Genomic DNA, 16,717 nt, shown 5'->3' on the forward strand with positions numbered 1-16,717 from the left:
TCGATGCTCTTATGTCGCAGTAACTACCGGCGGCAGTAGCATCTTCTAGATGCCTCCGTGATTCGACCATAGGAGGCGAAAATGTCCAGCGTACTAGAACCGGAACTGATCGAAGTAATGGAGCAAAGTAACAAGGATCCAGAAGAACTCTCCGAAACCCTCACCGATGAGGAAAAGCGAGAAATTGATGAAGAGGCCTCTCACTATGAGGGAAAATCTTCTGTGGGTTTAGAAGCACTTAGAATCGTACAAAAGTATCGGGGCTGGATTTCAGACGGTAGTCTACGGGCCATTGCAAACTACTTGGAGATGCCTGTAGCTCAACTGGAGAGCGTAGCCACTTATTTTCAACTGATTTTTCGTCAGCCCGTTGGGAAAGAAGTGATCTTGCTTTGTAAAAGTGCCAGCTGCTGGGTTATGGGCTGTGATCAATTACAAAAACACATAAGCCAGAGTCTACAAATTGAACCAGGACAGACAACAAATGATGGAATATTTACTCTATTGGAGGCTCCCTGCTTAGGCGATTGTGATAAAGCACCTGTACTCATGCTGGGAGAGGAAATGTATAGAAACCTCGATGAATCAGCTATCGACGCACTAATCGATAAAAAGAAACAAATCCATGCTGACAAATCCTCTCACTAAAAATATCACCAAAGAAAATACCGCAGCAGATATCACCCGGTACCTGGATAATGATGGTTACCAAGGATGGCGCAAAGCGCACTCTATGGTACCGGATGACATTATCAATCTTGTCAAAGATGGCGGATTACGTGGACGCGGTGGGGCGGGATTTAACACTGGATTGAAGTGGAGCTTTGTTCCCCGAGGCGAAGGATCCCCTGAGCAAAAGTTTGTTGTCTGCAACGCAGATGAAATGGAGCCGGGCACATTCAAAGACCGCCTCCTTATGGAGCGTGATCCACATTTATTATTAGAAGGGATGGCAATTGCTGCCTACGCCATAGGCGCATCCATTGGTTACATATTCATTCGCGGGGAATATCACCTGGCAGCAGAACGCCTGGAGCGAGCAATAGAGGAAGCAAAATCTCAAGGTCTTATCGGAAAAAATATTTTTGATAGTGATTTTTCATTGGAAATTTTTGTGCATCGCAGTGCAGGTAATTATATCTGCGGTGAAGAGACAGCGCTTCTCAATGCTCTCGAAGGGCAACGTGCAATCCCCAGAGCTAAACCACCATTCCCTCAAGTAAGTGGCTTGTGGGGTAAACCTACGGTTGTAAATAATGTAGAAACCTTCTGCAATATACCTCATTTGGTAGCATATGGAGTCGACTGGTACCGGGGATTGGGCGTCGGACAGGATGCTGGCAGTAAAATATTTGGCGTCAGCGGCAAAGTCAAAAATCCCGGTACTTGGGAATTGCCAATGGGTACCCCTATTCGTGAAATCATTGAACAGTATGCTGGTGGCATGCGAGATGGACTTCGGCTAAAAGGTTTTCTACCAGGCGGAGGATCTACCGATTTCCTGGGGCCCGATCACCTCGATCTCCCTATGGATTATGACGTGATCGGCAAGGCTGGTAGCCGTATGGGGACCGGTACAATTATTGTGTTAGATGATAAAACCTGTCCTATTGGGCTGGTACTAAATCTTACACAGTTTTTTGCGCGCGAATCCTGTGGATGGTGTACTCCTTGCCGAGATGGCTTGCCCTGGATTGTGAAAGTTCTGCAAAGAATCGAGAATGGGGAAGGCCTGCCCGATGACCTTGAATTGCTACATGAGCAATGTAAGCGCATTGCTCCAGGTAAAACTTTCTGTGCATTGGCTCCTGGAGCAGCAGAACCCATTCAGAGTTCCCTCAAACTATTTGAACAGGACTATATAGATCATATCAAGAAAGGCTGTTGCCCCTATAAATAACTAGCGAAAGAGATTGGCCGGACTCCCAATAATATCAAATAAATAATGGATTAACGATGCCAACCATAACGATCGATGGCGAGAAGTATCAGGTTGATGGCGATCAAAATCTTCTCAGCAGCTGTCTGACTGTAGGTCTAAATGTCCCCTATTTTTGCTGGCACCCTGAAATGGGCTCGGTAGGTGCCTGCCGGCAATGTGCCATGATCGAATATAAAGACGGTGAAGACCAATCGGGTCGATTAATTATGAGCTGTATGACACCAGTTCGAGATGGTGGTATCTACAGTGTCAATGCCGAGGCAGCAAAAGAATTTCGTGGTAGTATCATTGAAGACCTGATGACCAATCATCCCCACGACTGTCCAGTTTGTGAGGAAGGTGGTGAGTGTCACTTGCAGGATATGACTGAAATGTCAGGTCACACCATGCGCCGCTATAGGGGCACCAAGCGCACACATCGCAATCAATATCTTGGCCCATTTATCAATCATGAAATGAATCGGTGTATTACGTGCTACCGTTGTGTACGGTTTTACAACGATTATGCTGGAGGGAGTGATTTACAGGCACTCGGTCGTAATCATCAGGTTTATTTTGGTCGTCAAGAAGAAGGTCGCCTACAAAATGGCTTCAGCGGAAACTTGGTTGAAGTCTGCCCTACCGGTGTATTCACTGATAAAACATTCAGTGCACATTTTGTTAGAAAATGGGATCTACAAACAGCGCCTTCGGTTTGTGAACACTGTGCAGTAGGGTGTAACACTGCACCTGGTGCAAGAGAATCCAGCAATGGTAAGGACCCTGTACTAAGGCGTATTACCAATCTCTTCCACCACGATATAAACGGTTACTTTCTCTGCGATCGAGGTCGTTTCGGGTACGAATATGTCAATGGCTCAACACGCATTGATCAGGTACTGAGTGTACATAATGAGGAGCTTATTAGCTCCACTGCAGATTCAAAAGATAAACTTCACTGTAAAGTAAACCCCCGCGATGGTGTTCTACACCTATCGGTACAAGTCACCGCAGCTCAACGCCAACTCCGCCGGATCATTGGCGTTGGCTCTCCCCGAGCATCACTAGAAAATAATTTTGCTCTACAGCAACTAGTTGGAGCCGACAATTTCTTTTCTGGGCTAAACCGTCTCGATCAGCAATTATTGCAACAGATCAACGCTATACAGAGTGACGAACGAATAAAAAGTCCCAATACTCCAGAAATAGAATCCGCAGATGCGGTTCTGATAGTCGGTGAAGATATCTATAACACGGCGCCCCGTATTGCCTTGGCTGTGCGTCAAGCAGCACGTAATCGTCAAAAAAAGCAAGCACAAAATTTAAAAATTCCTTTGTGGCAAGATGCTTCCGTAAGACAACTAGAGGGTGATCCCAGCCCGATTATTTTTATAGGAACAGAGCTTACCGACCTCACAGATATAGCCAAAACTACCCTGTTTGAGTCACCAGAAAAAGTTGTACAGTTTACTAATGCACTCACTGAGGAAATCAAAAATTCTAACAACCAGGGAACTGAAAATACCTCAGAACTACAGAAACAGATTAGACACGTGGCTCAAATACTGGAAAACGCGATTAATCCACTGATTATATCCGGAGTATCCAGCAGGCATCCCGACACTTTAAGCGCCGTAGCCAAGCTGGCTTGCGTAATAAGCGATCGCAAAAAGTCACCCACTAATCTGTATTTAAACTGCGGCGAAGTTAACAGCTTGGGATTAATTCAGCTTGTTAATGAAAGTGATAACAATCTGGATCAGCTCTTAGAGTCACTGACAACAACAAAGAATACTATTCCAACCAGTCTTGTTGTGCTGGAAAATGATCTATATCGGCGACTGGATACACCATCTGCAGAGAAGATTTTTTCTCTAGTAGATGAAGTTATTCTGATGGATTCTCTACTTACGCCTACCGCCAAGAGAGCCAACTGGATCTTCCCAGCATCTACAACGGCCGAATCACAAGGTACTTATATAAATAATAATGGTTTAGCCCAGCGGTTTTATGCAGTCTATGAAGGCAAAGGGTACATTCAGGAGAGCTGGCGCTGGCTAGTGGATGCTGTAGATTTCTGTACTGAGAAGTCCGCTAACCTCTCAGTGATCAACAGCTGGAAGCACAGTACAGATCTCAGTAATGCCATAGCGAAGGAGTTCACGACACTGGGGGTTCTCGCTGATCTCGGCCCCAATGAAGACTATCGCATTGATGGTCTTAAGATCGCTCGACAAAGTGCCCGTTATAGTGGGCGTACCGCTATCCACGCCCAACAACATGTTTCAGAAACACCCCCCATTAAAGATCCTGATGCTCCCATGAGCTTCAGTATGGAAGGCATACACAATCCCAATAAAACTCCACTCCAGGCAAATATTTGGTCACCAGGATGGAACTCCAATCAATCAATCTTTAAGTTTCAACAACAAGTTGGTGGTGAGCGTAAAGGGGGGCCGTCAGGCAAAAGAATTGAACGAGCTCCACGACCTATCTCTGAATACCTCCCCTCTAGTGGTGAATTAGATCATCCATCAGAAACCTCCAATAAAGTACAGATGCTTCCCATTTATCGCCTCTTTGGTAGTGAGGAACTCAGTAACCAATCAATGTCTCTCTCTGAGATTATTGATGCTCCATTTATATTAATACATCCAGATACCCTAGCTCACTACACTCTGACTATGGGAGAACTGGTAGATATAGAAACCAGCAATGACACCCATAGAGCAGAAATAAGACCCTGCAACACCATACCCCATGGGTGTATTGGTGTGCCTTTTGGATTACCGGGAATGGAGACCCTGGCTCCTCAGATTCCTGGCTATGCCTCTCTACGTCCGGCAGTGGCACCTATGATTAGCGAGGATCAATAAGTCATGAGTACACCAATCTGGATTACTCTGCTCAATATTTTCGGTGTACTTATCGTTACCGTGTTACTCGCAGCTATTCTCACTTGGGGAGAGAGACGACTTCTTGGATTTTGGCAGGATCGGCCAGGTCCAAATCGGGTGGGTCCCTTCGGCACATTACAAGTTCTTGCCGATATGATTAAGCTGTTCTTTAAAGAGGACTTCATTCCTCGGTTTGCCGATATTCCTGTCTTTGTTCTAGCGCCTACAGTCGTTATGGCAACCATGCTGATTGCTTTTGCCGTAGTGCCCATGTCACCAAGTATTGGGGTTGCCGATCTTAATATTGGTCTACTGTTTGTGCTTGCAATGAGCTCCATTGCCGTTTACAGCATCATCCTTGGTGGCTATGCCTCTAATAATAAGTATGCGCTACTAGGTGGTCTCCGAGCCGCCGCACAGACAGTCTCCTATGAAGTCTTTATGGGGTTGAGCCTGATGGGTGTAGTGATGATGTCCGGTAGTTTCAATTTGAGGGATATTGTCAATGCCCAGGCGGACACCTGGTTTATTGTGCCCCAGTTTCTGGGTTTTATTGTTTTCTTTATTGCCGGTATCGCCGAGAGTCGCAGGACACCCTTTGACCTCCCCGAGGCAGAACATGAATTAACAGCAGGATTTCATACTGAGTATTCAGGTATGAAGTTTGGAATGTTTTTTGTTGGTGAATACCTTGCTGTAATTCTGATATCCGCACTAATCACCACTTTATTTCTAGGAGGATGGCATGGCCCTCTACTCCCTCCTATTATCTGGTTCTGCCTCAAAACTGCTTTTCTGGTTGCCATTTTCATTCTATTGCGTGCAGCCCTTCCCCGTCCTCGATACGACCAGTTGATGAAATTTGGCTGGAAGGTCATGTTGCCCTTGTCTCTGTTTAATCTGCTCGCAACCGCTGGAGTACTGTTATGGATCGCCTAGGCATTCAATCACATCCCCACAGTATTGCCGGAGGACGGAAATGATCGCCAGTCAAATTCGCAGTATGTGGTTAATATTTAAACATCTATTCCGGCGTAATGTCACCGTTCAGTATCCAGAGGAGAAACCTTACCTGGCACCACGCTACCGTGGGAGAATTATTTTAAGCCGGGATCCCAATGGCGACGAGCGCTGCGTAGCCTGTAATCTCTGTGCAGTTGCCTGCCCGCCAGATTGTATTTCTTTACAGAAAACCGAAGATCCTGATGGTCGTTGGCGTCCAGAATATTTCCGTATTAATTTTTCTCGCTGCATCATGTGTGGACTCTGTGAAGATGCATGCCCAACTTATGCGATCCAATTAACACCTGATTTTGAAATGTGTGAATACGATCGTCAAAACATGGTGTATGAAAAGGAAGATCTATTGATCGATGGACCAGGAAAATATCACGACTATAGTTTTTATCAGGTCGCAGGCAAAGCCATAAAAGGAAAAGATAAGGGCCAGGCAGATAATGAAGCAGAGCCAATTAATGTTAAGGGCTTGAATCTATAGCTTTAAAAATACACATCATTATTAGCCCCAACAATCATCAACAAGCCAACAGTCGCCGGCAAAGAAAACAATAATTAAAAACAACAAAAATAATTCACTAAACAAGAAAAAGTCGCTGAGAAAAAATCACTCAACCGACTAACACAAAACCAGGGAGCCGAAAGGCATGAATCTTATCTTCTATTTGACAGCTGCCATAGCCGTAGCGTCCACAACCATGGTTATTTTTCATAAAAATGCTGTACATGCCCTTCTTTATCTAGTGACATCGCTACTCGCAGTGGCTGTAATCTTTTATCAATTTGGAGCCCCTCTCGCTGCTGCTCTAGAAGTGATTATTTATGCCGGGGCAATTATGGTATTGATTATTTTTGTCATTATGATGCTCAATCAGGGAGATTCCACTGTAGCTCAGGAACAGGCGTGGCTTCAGCCCAGAACCTGGATCGGCCCGGCTTTATTGTCTGCCTTATTATTAGCTCAACTTATTATACTGGTGAGTAATGGACAAATCTCTTCAAGTCAAACCTATCACTACATAGGCCCAAAACAAGTAGGTATCGCGCTATTTAGCCACTATGTTCTCGCTGTAGAGTTGGCTTCAATGTTATTGCTGGCTGGATTAGTTGGTGCATTTCACTTAGCTCGTCGTAGAAATATTGATTCAGAGGGATCTAATAATGCCAATTGAAACCGCACCAGGTCTTGAGGCAGGTGTTCTACTTGCAGCCATCCTTTTTTGCTTGGGACTGGCAGGATTAATGATGCGAAGAAATGTCATTTTCATGCTGATGTGTGTGGAGATTTGCACAAATGCTGCAGCACTGATGTTCGTAGTCGCTGGTGCACATTGGGGAAATGCTGATGGCCAGGTAATGTTTTTATTTGTCGTCACTCTTGCGGCAGCTGAAGTAGCAATTGCGCTTGCTTTAGTTCTGCAATTTTATCATCGCAAGCATACTGTTGATATTGATCAATTAAATGAATTGAGAGGCTAACATGCAGGGCCTATTAGCTTGGGTGCCACTTTTACCACTGATTGGCTTCCTCACATTGGTAGCTATCCCACTATTTCACCGGGATGAGCCTTCGCAAAAAATGATTGCCTATATCGGCGTAGGCAGTGTTGGCTTGGCTGCTCTATTTACGATAATTGTGGCTATTGTTTTATTTTGGGGGAATCCCTCTGAATCAGTCAACATTTCTCTATGGTCGTGGATGTTGGTGGACAACCTGAAACTAGGTTTCAATTTCCACGTGGACTGGCTAACCATGGTGATGTTACTGATTATCACTGGTGTTGGGTTTCTTATCCACCTCTATTCAGTGGGCTATATGCGGGAAGACCTAGATTTCCGCCGTTACTTTGCTTACCTAAACCTGTTTGTCTGTGCCATGTTGATTCTGGTTTTGGCTGATAATCTGGTCTTACTTTATCTTGGCTGGGAGGGTGTTGGACTCTGCAGCTATCTTCTGATTGGTTTTTGGTATAAGGATCCAGCCAATGGAGCAGCTGCCCAAAAAGCTTTTATCGTCACCCGTATTGGTGATACGGCAATGGCTATCGGCTTGTTTCTGCTTTTCTATGAATTCTCAACACTAAACATTCCTGAGCTTGTCTCGACCATAAACGGTCCAGATGTAAACAATGACATAGTCACTTTAGCGTGCCTTCTCTTACTGGGTGGTGCCGTGGGTAAGTCGGCACAATTACCACTGCAAACCTGGCTACCTGATGCCATGGCTGGTCCAACACCAGTGAGCGCCCTGATACATGCTGCCACTATGGTTACCGCAGGTGTATATTTAATTGCCCGTATGCATCCTCTTTATATGTTATCGGAAGTGGCAATGACCGCTGTGGCAGCCGTTGGCGCTCTCACACTACTTCTGGCTGGCTTCAGTGCAATAGCTCAAAGTGACATAAAAAGAGTGCTCGCCTACTCCACAATTAGTCAGATCGGTTACATGTTTCTTGCTTTAGGCGTTGGTGCTTGGTCTGGCGCTATTTTTCACTTAATGACTCATGCATTTTTTAAGGCCCTGCTATTCCTATCTGCAGGATCAGTAATTTTAAGCCTGCATCATGAACAAAATGTTTTTTCAATGGGTGGACTGTATCGAAAAATACCACTTACCTTTATTTGTTTTACCATTGGATGTGCATGCCTTGCTGCACTTCCCTTCACCTCAGGATTCTATAGTAAAGACCATATATTATTGAGCGCCTGGGAATATCACCATGGCATTAACATCTTGTGGCTCGCCGGCATACTCGGAGCACTCGTAACCGGAATTTATAGTTTCCGTGTATTATTTCTCGTATTTTTGGGAAGAGAAGGTCAAGCTTCCACTCACTGTAAAGATGCCAATATCCCTGTAATGAGCATACCTCTCTGTATTCTCGCAGCGTTGGCATTATTTGGTGGCTTATTGGCCCCGCCGCTGCAATCCGTATTTGGTGTTCGCCCAGACGAAGCCCACTCCCCCTGGATCGAAGGCACTGCTATTGCAATGCCATTAATCGGCCTTGCCATTGCCTGGAAGTTATTCCGTCATGAACAAAGAACAGGAGAACAACGTTCAAGTCTATTGCAGTTCTGGTTCTCCGGCTGGGGATTCGATTGGTTATACGATCATCTACTGGTGCGACCTTTCAAGTTTCTTACTCAAATAAACCACAATGATATTATTGATAGCATTTACAAAGGCACCGCAACAATTAGCCGACAAATGCATGCTCTTCTAAGTACCTCGCAAAATGGACAAGTGCGTTGGTACCTAACTACCTTCGCCGTTGGTTCCATTCTATTCCTCGCACTTCTGGTGGCGTTATGACCCTTTTAACGATCATTATTATATTGTTCACCGGCGGCGTGCTAGCCTGGCTAGCTGAGCGCTATTTTAAATCTGGTGGGCGCTGGATCAGTATGATCAGCTTATTACTTGCCGCCTTATTACTCACAAACTACTCAACATTTATTCATTCAACAGAAGTTGGCACATCGGAGCCTTGGTGGGAGAGTTTACAAATACCCTGGATTCCCAGATTTGGAATTGACTTCCATTTAGCCATTGATGGCTTAAGTTTTCTCATGCTGGTACTGACACTGGCAATGGGAATTTTTGGGGTAGTAATGACCTGGAATGATATTAATTTTCGCAGAGGTTTTTTCTATTTCAATTACTTATGGACTTTAGCCGGTGTTGTTGGTGTCTTTACCGCTATTGATCTTTTCCTTTTCTTCTTTTTCTGGGAAGTCATGCTGATACCCATGCTGTTCTTAATCGCAGTATGGGGTTATGAGCAACGTATTTACGCCGCAATCAAGTTCTTTATTTTTACTCAAGCAAGCAGTCTTCTAATGCTTATTGCGATAGTTGCTCTTGTTTATATCCACTACACCAACACCGGGCAGCTCACTTTTAATTACAATGCCCTGCTAGATGCCCGTGTATCACCCGGAATTGCCTACTGGATAATGTTAGGTTTTTTTGTTGCTTTCATAGTTAAATTACCAGCTTTACCTTTCCATACTTGGTTACCAGACGCACATACTCAGGCACCTACAGCAGGGAGTATCCTGCTGGCCGCCATTCTCCTTAAAACGGGCGCTTATGGCTTGTTGCGCTTCAACCTACCGCTATTTCCTGAAAGCTCAATATCATTTGCACCGGTAGCAATGACTATTGGAGCACTCAGTATTATTTACGGAGCAATGCTCGCCTTTGCTCAAAGAGACATGAAGAGGTTGGTAGCTTATTCCAGTGTTAGCCATATGGGGTTTGTGTTACTTGGCTTGTATGCCCTTGATACTATTGCTATTCAAGGAGCTGTTATGCAAATGATCGCTCACGGCTTGAGCACTGCAGCTTTATTTGCCCTGGTGGGTGCTATTCAGCACCGCTTTCACACCAGAGATATGCACCAGTTGGGCGGTCTTTGGGCCAGATTGCCAAAGTTATCCGCCGTTGCGCTTTTCTTCGCAGTAGCATCTCTGGGCCTACCTGGTTTAGGCAATTTTGTTGCTGAGTTCACCGTACTTGTAGGTAGTTTCCGAAGTAATCACTGGCTTACAGCCCTGGCTGCAATTGGGCTTATTGGTGCAGCGCTCTATGCCTTACTTATGATGCAAAAGGTATTCTTTGGAAAACTGAACAAGCGACTGGAAAAGCCGATTCAGGAACACGAGGCTACAGATCTGAGTATACGGGAATCTAGCGCCCTTCTCACTCTCGCCGTCCTATTAGTCTTTATCGGTTTACGCCCACAACCAGTTTTTGATATTGCCGATCCAACTGTTCAACGGTCCGCAACAAGAATTGATGCTGTTTTAAATGATCAAAAAATATCAAATGAACAATTATCATCTCAGACTCTCTCACCCAAGCTTAAACCGACCTCAGTTGAGGATAACACCCCATGAGTGCACAGGAACTTTTTGGAATACTGCCACTACTGATACTTAGTGCAGGCATAGTTATTCTATTGTTACAGGTATCTTTTTGGCGTGGGCACCTGGGTGCATTGGTAACCACCCTAATCACTCTACTACTTGCCATGGCTTCTTGCTTTTGGGTTGCCGATGAACTGACTGGTGCGACAAGCTCGCTTCAGGTAACTGAGCTTATCCTGATCGACTACACTGCATTATTTTTCACACTTATATTACTGGTAACCGCCTTTGCCGTCAGTATTATGGGGTTCAACTACCTACGTCTACGCTGTGACCCAAAAGGAGTAGCTGGTAGTTATCCAGAGGAATATTATATTTTATTGCTTCTGGCAATGCTTGGTGCCTGCACTCTGATTTTCTCCAGCCATTTTGCAACATTTTTCCTGGGACTTGAGTTAATTAGCCTCTCTCTTTACCCCATGCTAGGTTTTTCCTTAACTGGCGATCTATCCCCAAAAAGAGAGCAGCTTCAGTCCCTTGAATCAGCCATTAAATATTTAATTCTATCAGCACTATCCACTGCATTAGGCCTGTTCGGTATTGCGCTTATTTATAGCGCTTCTGGCGCGCTAGACTTTACCGGCATAGCTTCTCGAATTACCGAGTTATCCCAGACCTCCACGCTATTTGCGACTGGAGTTACTTTATTTCTTATCTCTGTGGCTTTTAAATTATCACTTGTGCCCTTTCATATTTGGACACCTGATGTTTACCAAGGGGCCCCCACGCCAACAACAGCCTTGATTGCAACCGTAGCCAAAGGAGCGGTTATTGGCTTCCTATTACGTTTCTTTAATACTCTGGACCTATACAGCAGCAAAACTTTAATCGATATGCTTTCTATTGCAGCCATAGCCAGTATGATTGTAGGAAATCTTCTCGCATTAATGCAGTCGAATATCAAACGCCTTTTAGCCTACTCTTCAATTGCACATATCGGTTATTTGATTGTGGCTTTTATCATAGGAAAAAGCACCTTTGGCACAGAGGCCGTTATTTATTACTTGATAGCTTACATAATTACTACCCTAGGTGCTTTTGCGATAGTGGGCTTGGTCGCCGATTCGGTTGAAGAAAAAGTGCTCAGTGGAGAGTACCCTGAAAATCCCACTTCAGATAGCCAGAATCCCTATCAGCGTGCATTTTATCAGGGGTTGCTCTGGCGCTCCCCCTGGTTGGCCAGCTGTTTCGCTGCCATGCTCCTCTCCCTTGCCGGCATACCGCTAACTATTGGCTTCATTGGCAAGTTCTACGTGTTTACAGCAGGGGTTGAGGGTGAAATGTGGGGGCTTCTAGCGGGTGTGGTTATCGGTAGTGCTCTGGGACTTTTCTATTATCTAAGACTACTTCTTACCCTAGTACAACGTGATAGCTCCCTGGATACAACCTCTAACGGCACAGTACAAATTGCTGCATCTGGCCAGTTGTTACTACTGGCACTGACGGGGGCTCTGTTAGTATTCGGTATTTTTCCTCAGATCTTGATCAACTGGATAAATGCACTATAAAGATTAATTAGGGTATGGCCGCAAGAAGATACGACCTGTTTTCCGCCCAATAACAATTTCCTGGGTATCAAAGGGCAGACCTATGAAGACTTTCAAGCAGGCATTTGAAATCATTCAGGATGCAGAAAAGTTTCACCTGGATATGGCAGACCTTTACGAGAATTTACTTGAAAAATCTGAGGATTATCGAACTCAACTGTTATTAAGGCATATGTTAGAGCATGAACAACGTATGGCGAGAAACCTCTCAAACTATGGAGAAATCGCCCAGCAAAAGGTCATGCAGACCTGGTTACAGTACACCCATGAAGAATCCGCCCATGATTTTATTCGCCAACTGCCACTTAGTGACCCGCCCACTATCAAAGAGGTCAATAATATTGGAAGGGAAGTAGACCGATATTTTTCCAGTCTTTATGAAGCGGTGTACGGCGCTATTGAGTCCATGGAAGTAAAAGAAGTCTTTGAGGACTTGAAGCAGATACAAGACAAAGAACGTATCACCTTATCTATGGCAACTAACTCTCTCTGGGACATGTAAAAAAGCCCGCATAAAGCGGGCTTTTTTACAGTAACGATAGCTTTTAAGTAAAGCTATTCACTGAGGGCTTAAAACTCATACTGTGCACGTACATAGTAGAGCGCACCATTAAAGCCCATTGGTGCTGTCTCGGGGTATTCAGCGCCTGCAACACCTGACCAGGGGTTCTTATCTGGGTAGTTATTAAACAGATTTTCAGCCCCTGCGATCAGCGACAGCGAATCGCTAAAGTCATAGGCACCCTCTATATCCACAGTCCACTCATCACCGGCATCAATGGGTAGGCTGTAATCATCCAGGTGCGCTTCCCAGTAGCTGCCATAGTAATTCAAACGAACTAGACCACGCCATCCTTCACCCGCATGAGAAATGGTTGCATTACCACGAATGTTGGGCAGACCATCTTCCAACTGCCCAAGACGCATATCACTGATGGTTTCTTCCCGATACTTGGTGACTTCTGTATCAGTCCAGTTTGCTGCGAAACTTAAGTCAGTGGCATCTCCGAGCGGATAGGTTGCCACCACATCAATTCCACGGGTCTTGGTGTCGAAGTCGTTGGTATAAAAGCGAATCGATGTTAGTGAATCAGCTCCGCTAATACCATCGGCCACCAGTTGCGCTTTTTCCGCTTCACTAAGTTCCTGATCGGCAGACTGGGTGATACGATCACTTACGGAAATTTGGAAATAATCGAGGGTAATATCCCAGTCACCGGCAGCAATAATGGCTCCAATAGTAAAGTTTTTCGACTCTTCAGGTTGTAGTTGTTTCCCACCTTTTAATACCGCAACAGGGTTTGTCGGTGGGATAGTACCTTTATTCTCTAGCTGTCCATCTGCAAAAGCCGTAGTCACATTACTTATATTTGACTGAGCTGGTGTAGGTGCACGAAAGCCGGTACTGTATGTAGAGCGCAAGGCGATTACATCATTAATTGCCCAATGTCCGGAAACCTTATAGTTGAAAGTACTGCCGAAGTCTGAGAAATCTTCCCAGCGTAGGGCTGTGCCCAAGCGAAGATTATCAGTCGCTTCCAGTTCAAAGTCGGTATAGAGCGCAATATTATCGCGGTCGAAAGTACCAATAACTTCAGGTCCGAACCCAGAAAAACCATTAGAACCAATAAGGAATTCTTGTTCTGTCAATGGACCTTGAGTCCATGAGGCTTCATCCCCCATATTGACTTCGAACTCTTCCTCACGCCACTCAAAGCCCCCGGCCATATACAATGCCTTACCGGAAATTTCAGTAGCCTTGGTCAGGTCAATATTAAAGTTAGTCTCAGTTTGCGCATAACCACCAGGGCTAAAGCTGGTTGGGGTATTGGGACCCATTGTGGCATTAATGGTATTGTAGATATGGAAATCTACTTTGTTCTGGCCCCTACTGGCACTGACATCGTAACCAATACCATTGGCCAATTCACCACGCAACCCGAAGACCATGGAGTAATCTTCTAGATCACCACCAAAGCGCGGAGTAAACCCGCCAGGGAACATCTCGGTAAAGGAGAAACATTCATCGAGATCATGGGCTTCAGAGACACTGACATTCTGACAATTATCAATACCATTGCTGGGATCTAAATCACCTATCAGAGGTAAAACAACCTCCTTGTCAGGGACCCCATCACCATTTGTGTCAATCTCATCCTTATAGGTAAAAACCCCATCTCGATTTTCTGGATTACGGAAATAGAATCCCCCATCGGTTGAACGGCTGGCGTAGTTACCAAAGGCATATAGCTCAACAGTATCGTTCAGCTCAATGGCACTGTTAATAAAGAACTTAGTGTCATCATCAACTTCGGGCTGACCCCAAATTTGCGCTGGATTAGCAACATGAGTATTGCCATCGGCGATCAGCTGCGCAGCATCGTCCCGCTGGGTACTGCGGCTTGTGGAGTCCTGCTCGCGATACTCCATACTGAAGTTTACAAAACCAGAATCGGTCAACGGCAGGCCAAAGTTGGCAGCAACCATACTCTGGTCGCCATCACCCTCGGCAGTGGTAGCATGCTTCACCTCAACGGTGCCACCCTCAGCAGCATCTTTAAGCTGGAAGTTAATCACCCCGGCAATGGCATCAGAGCCGTACTGAGCGGCCGCACCGTCACGGAGTACTTCTACTTGCTTCAGTGCAATCGCTGGAATAGCAGAGATATCAGGTCCTTGGGCACCATCCGATACGCCACTACCAAGGAATGCAATCACGGATGCACGGTGGCGGCGCTTACCGTTTACTAGAACCAGGGTGCTATCGGGCGGCAGTCCACGCAGGTTGGCCGGGCGTACAATTGATGCGGCATCGGAGATCGGCTTGGCATTGACATTGTAGGAAGGCACAACATTGCGCAGTAGGTTGTTGAGGTCACCATCACCTTGGTTAACAAATTCGTCACCAGTAACGATGTCGATAGGTGCGGAGGAATCCGTAGCCGAACGCCCCTCAACACGGGTACCGATAGTGATGACTTCCTCCAGAAGTGCATCCTCGGCAACTGCGGGGCTGGACACAGCGGCAACCGCCATTGCCAATAGCGATGGCGCGCCACAGGCCGCTAGCCAACGCTTCTTATTTTCTTTCATGTAATTACCCTGTCAATTATTGGTTTTATCTTCCAATGCTAATCGATCATTTTTCGGCAGTGTGGTACCGGGTACGAAGCAATCTATCCTGATTGGAACAGTACGTGCCGAATAGCGTACTGATATAGCCCGCCCCTCCAATGATGGACATCATCATTCTTCATCACTGCAAGAAGCGTGACACAGGTAAAAAATGCCAGCAAAAATGGAAAATTAAAATACCTAAATAACAGGTATTTACAATTTAAATCATGTCTATTGAGGTGATAATGACATTCATGTCACTGTGAGAATTCACAGCAAAACGAACTAAAGGAGATTAATAGAAAGTAATTTTCAGAGTACTAGGTAGGCAACTGTCATACAAACAAAGGATATGCGAAATGGTAACTGATTTTTACTCCAGAGTGAAATAGCTCATCCTAAAAAGGTAAAATAAGTAGGGACCAACATCCACATAAAGGTATTGGACCCCAATATATTCCTATAGGCCCCAAAAACTGACTAGGAAGCGTTCAAGGAAAATTCCACAGCTTTATTCGCATGAATTTGAGTAGTATCCAGCAGTGGGATAGTCACATCCTCTTTTGAAACCAGCATACCAATCTCGGTACAGCCAAGAATCACACCATCCGCCCCTTGAGCCGACAAAGAGTGGATAATACGCAGATATTGCTGCTTTGATGCAACTTCAACTTTGCCCTTACAAAGCTCCTCATAAATTACCCGATGAACAATTTCCCTATCTGGGGCTGTCGGAACTATCAGGTTTATTCCGTACTTTTCCTGAATGTATTTACGATAAAAATCCTGCTCCATGGTGAAAGCAGTACCCAGCAACCCTACCTTATTGACTTTATCTCTAAGCAAAACTTCAGCTACAGCATCGGCAATATGTAAGAGAGGAATATCTACGGAAGCCATCACCTGATCCGCTACTTTATGCATGGTGTTGGTACAAATTAGAATGCAATCTGCCCCAGCAGCTTCCAACGCTTTGGCGGCTTGTGCTAAAAGGTAGCCTGCCTCATCCCAGTTACCGGATCGCTGTAGCTTCTCCACTTTATAAAAGTCGACACTGTATAAAATAATTTCTGCTGAGTGTAATCCTCCAAGACATCGATTGACCCCGTGGTTAATTAACCTGTAATAAAGCTGTGTACTCTCCCAGCTCATACCACCAATTAGGCCAACTTTTCTAACTTCACGCTTCACTACTTGCTCACCTAACTTTTATAAAATTAAGCAACAAATTTAAAGTAACCCAGCAGTAAAAACAACCAATAGAAAAATCAGATAAAAAA

General features: G+C 45.1%; 13 protein-coding genes. 11 read left to right on the forward strand and 2 right to left on the reverse strand.

What is annotated here, in order from left to right; all coding sequences use genetic code 11:
* The first annotated feature begins 81 nt into the window (after positions 1-81).
* The 11 genes from nuoE (at position 82) to ACJJI0_RS10635 (ending at position 12,822) form a co-directional block, all read left to right on the forward strand.
* Positions 82-648, forward strand: a complete 567-nt coding sequence (gene nuoE, locus ACJJI0_RS10585; RefSeq protein WP_444885847.1) for an NADH-quinone oxidoreductase subunit NuoE — start codon at positions 82-84, stop codon at positions 646-648.
* A complete protein-coding gene (gene nuoF / locus ACJJI0_RS10590; RefSeq protein ID WP_444885848.1) occupies positions 626-1,900 on the forward strand; it encodes an NADH-quinone oxidoreductase subunit NuoF in 1,275 nt (424 codons plus the stop codon). The genes nuoE and nuoF overlap by 23 nt, the downstream gene beginning before the upstream one ends.
* Positions 1,901-1,956: 56 nt before the next feature.
* Positions 1,957-4,797, forward strand: a complete 2,841-nt coding sequence (gene nuoG / locus ACJJI0_RS10595; protein WP_444885849.1) for an NADH-quinone oxidoreductase subunit NuoG — start codon at positions 1,957-1,959, stop codon at positions 4,795-4,797.
* A 3-nt stretch (positions 4,798-4,800) separates the two neighbouring features.
* On the forward strand, positions 4,801-5,757 hold the full coding sequence (nuoH, locus tag ACJJI0_RS10600; RefSeq protein WP_252084841.1) for an NADH-quinone oxidoreductase subunit NuoH: 957 nt from the start codon (positions 4,801-4,803) through the stop codon (positions 5,755-5,757).
* Positions 5,758-5,797: 40 nt separating this feature from the next.
* On the forward strand, positions 5,798-6,316 hold the full coding sequence (nuoI, locus tag ACJJI0_RS10605) for an NADH-quinone oxidoreductase subunit NuoI (RefSeq protein WP_444885850.1): 519 nt from the start codon (positions 5,798-5,800) through the stop codon (positions 6,314-6,316).
* A 166-nt stretch (positions 6,317-6,482) separates the two neighbouring features.
* On the forward strand, positions 6,483-7,007 hold the full coding sequence (nuoJ, locus tag ACJJI0_RS10610) for an NADH-quinone oxidoreductase subunit J (protein ID WP_252084839.1): 525 nt from the start codon (positions 6,483-6,485) through the stop codon (positions 7,005-7,007).
* Positions 6,997-7,314: an NADH-quinone oxidoreductase subunit NuoK gene (gene nuoK / locus ACJJI0_RS10615; protein ID WP_435583630.1), complete on the forward strand. Its 318-nt coding sequence runs from the start codon at positions 6,997-6,999 to the stop codon at positions 7,312-7,314. Before nuoJ ends, nuoK begins: the two co-directional genes overlap by 11 nt.
* A gap of 1 nt (position 7,315) precedes the next feature.
* Positions 7,316-9,154, forward strand: coding sequence for an NADH-quinone oxidoreductase subunit L (nuoL, locus tag ACJJI0_RS10620; protein ID WP_444885851.1), 1,839 nt, complete (start codon positions 7,316-7,318; stop codon positions 9,152-9,154).
* A complete protein-coding gene (gene nuoM, locus ACJJI0_RS10625; protein WP_444885852.1) occupies positions 9,151-10,743 on the forward strand; it encodes an NADH-quinone oxidoreductase subunit M in 1,593 nt (530 codons plus the stop codon). The genes nuoL and nuoM overlap by 4 nt, the downstream gene beginning before the upstream one ends.
* On the forward strand, positions 10,740-12,281 hold the full coding sequence (locus tag ACJJI0_RS10630) for an NADH-quinone oxidoreductase subunit N (RefSeq protein ID WP_252084836.1): 1,542 nt from the start codon (positions 10,740-10,742) through the stop codon (positions 12,279-12,281). The genes nuoM and ACJJI0_RS10630 overlap by 4 nt, the downstream gene beginning before the upstream one ends.
* Before the next feature lie 82 nt (positions 12,282-12,363).
* Positions 12,364-12,822, forward strand: a complete 459-nt coding sequence (locus tag ACJJI0_RS10635) for a hypothetical protein (RefSeq protein ID WP_252084835.1) — start codon at positions 12,364-12,366, stop codon at positions 12,820-12,822.
* A 68-nt stretch (positions 12,823-12,890) separates the two neighbouring features.
* On the opposite strand, the gene ACJJI0_RS10640 is transcribed toward ACJJI0_RS10635, so the two are convergent.
* Positions 12,891-15,413 (reverse strand): TonB-dependent receptor plug domain-containing protein, encoded by a 2,523-nt coding sequence (locus tag ACJJI0_RS10640; protein ID WP_444885853.1) that lies wholly within the window; start codon positions 15,411-15,413, stop codon positions 12,891-12,893.
* Positions 15,414-15,917: 504 nt separating this feature from the next.
* Positions 15,918-16,628: an aspartate/glutamate racemase family protein gene (locus ACJJI0_RS10645; RefSeq protein WP_444885854.1), complete on the reverse strand. Its 711-nt coding sequence runs from the start codon at positions 16,626-16,628 to the stop codon at positions 15,918-15,920.
* Positions 16,629-16,717 lie beyond the last annotated feature (89 nt).

This window comes from Microbulbifer mixtoriginis (SeqCode) (genome assembly GCF_052466695.1).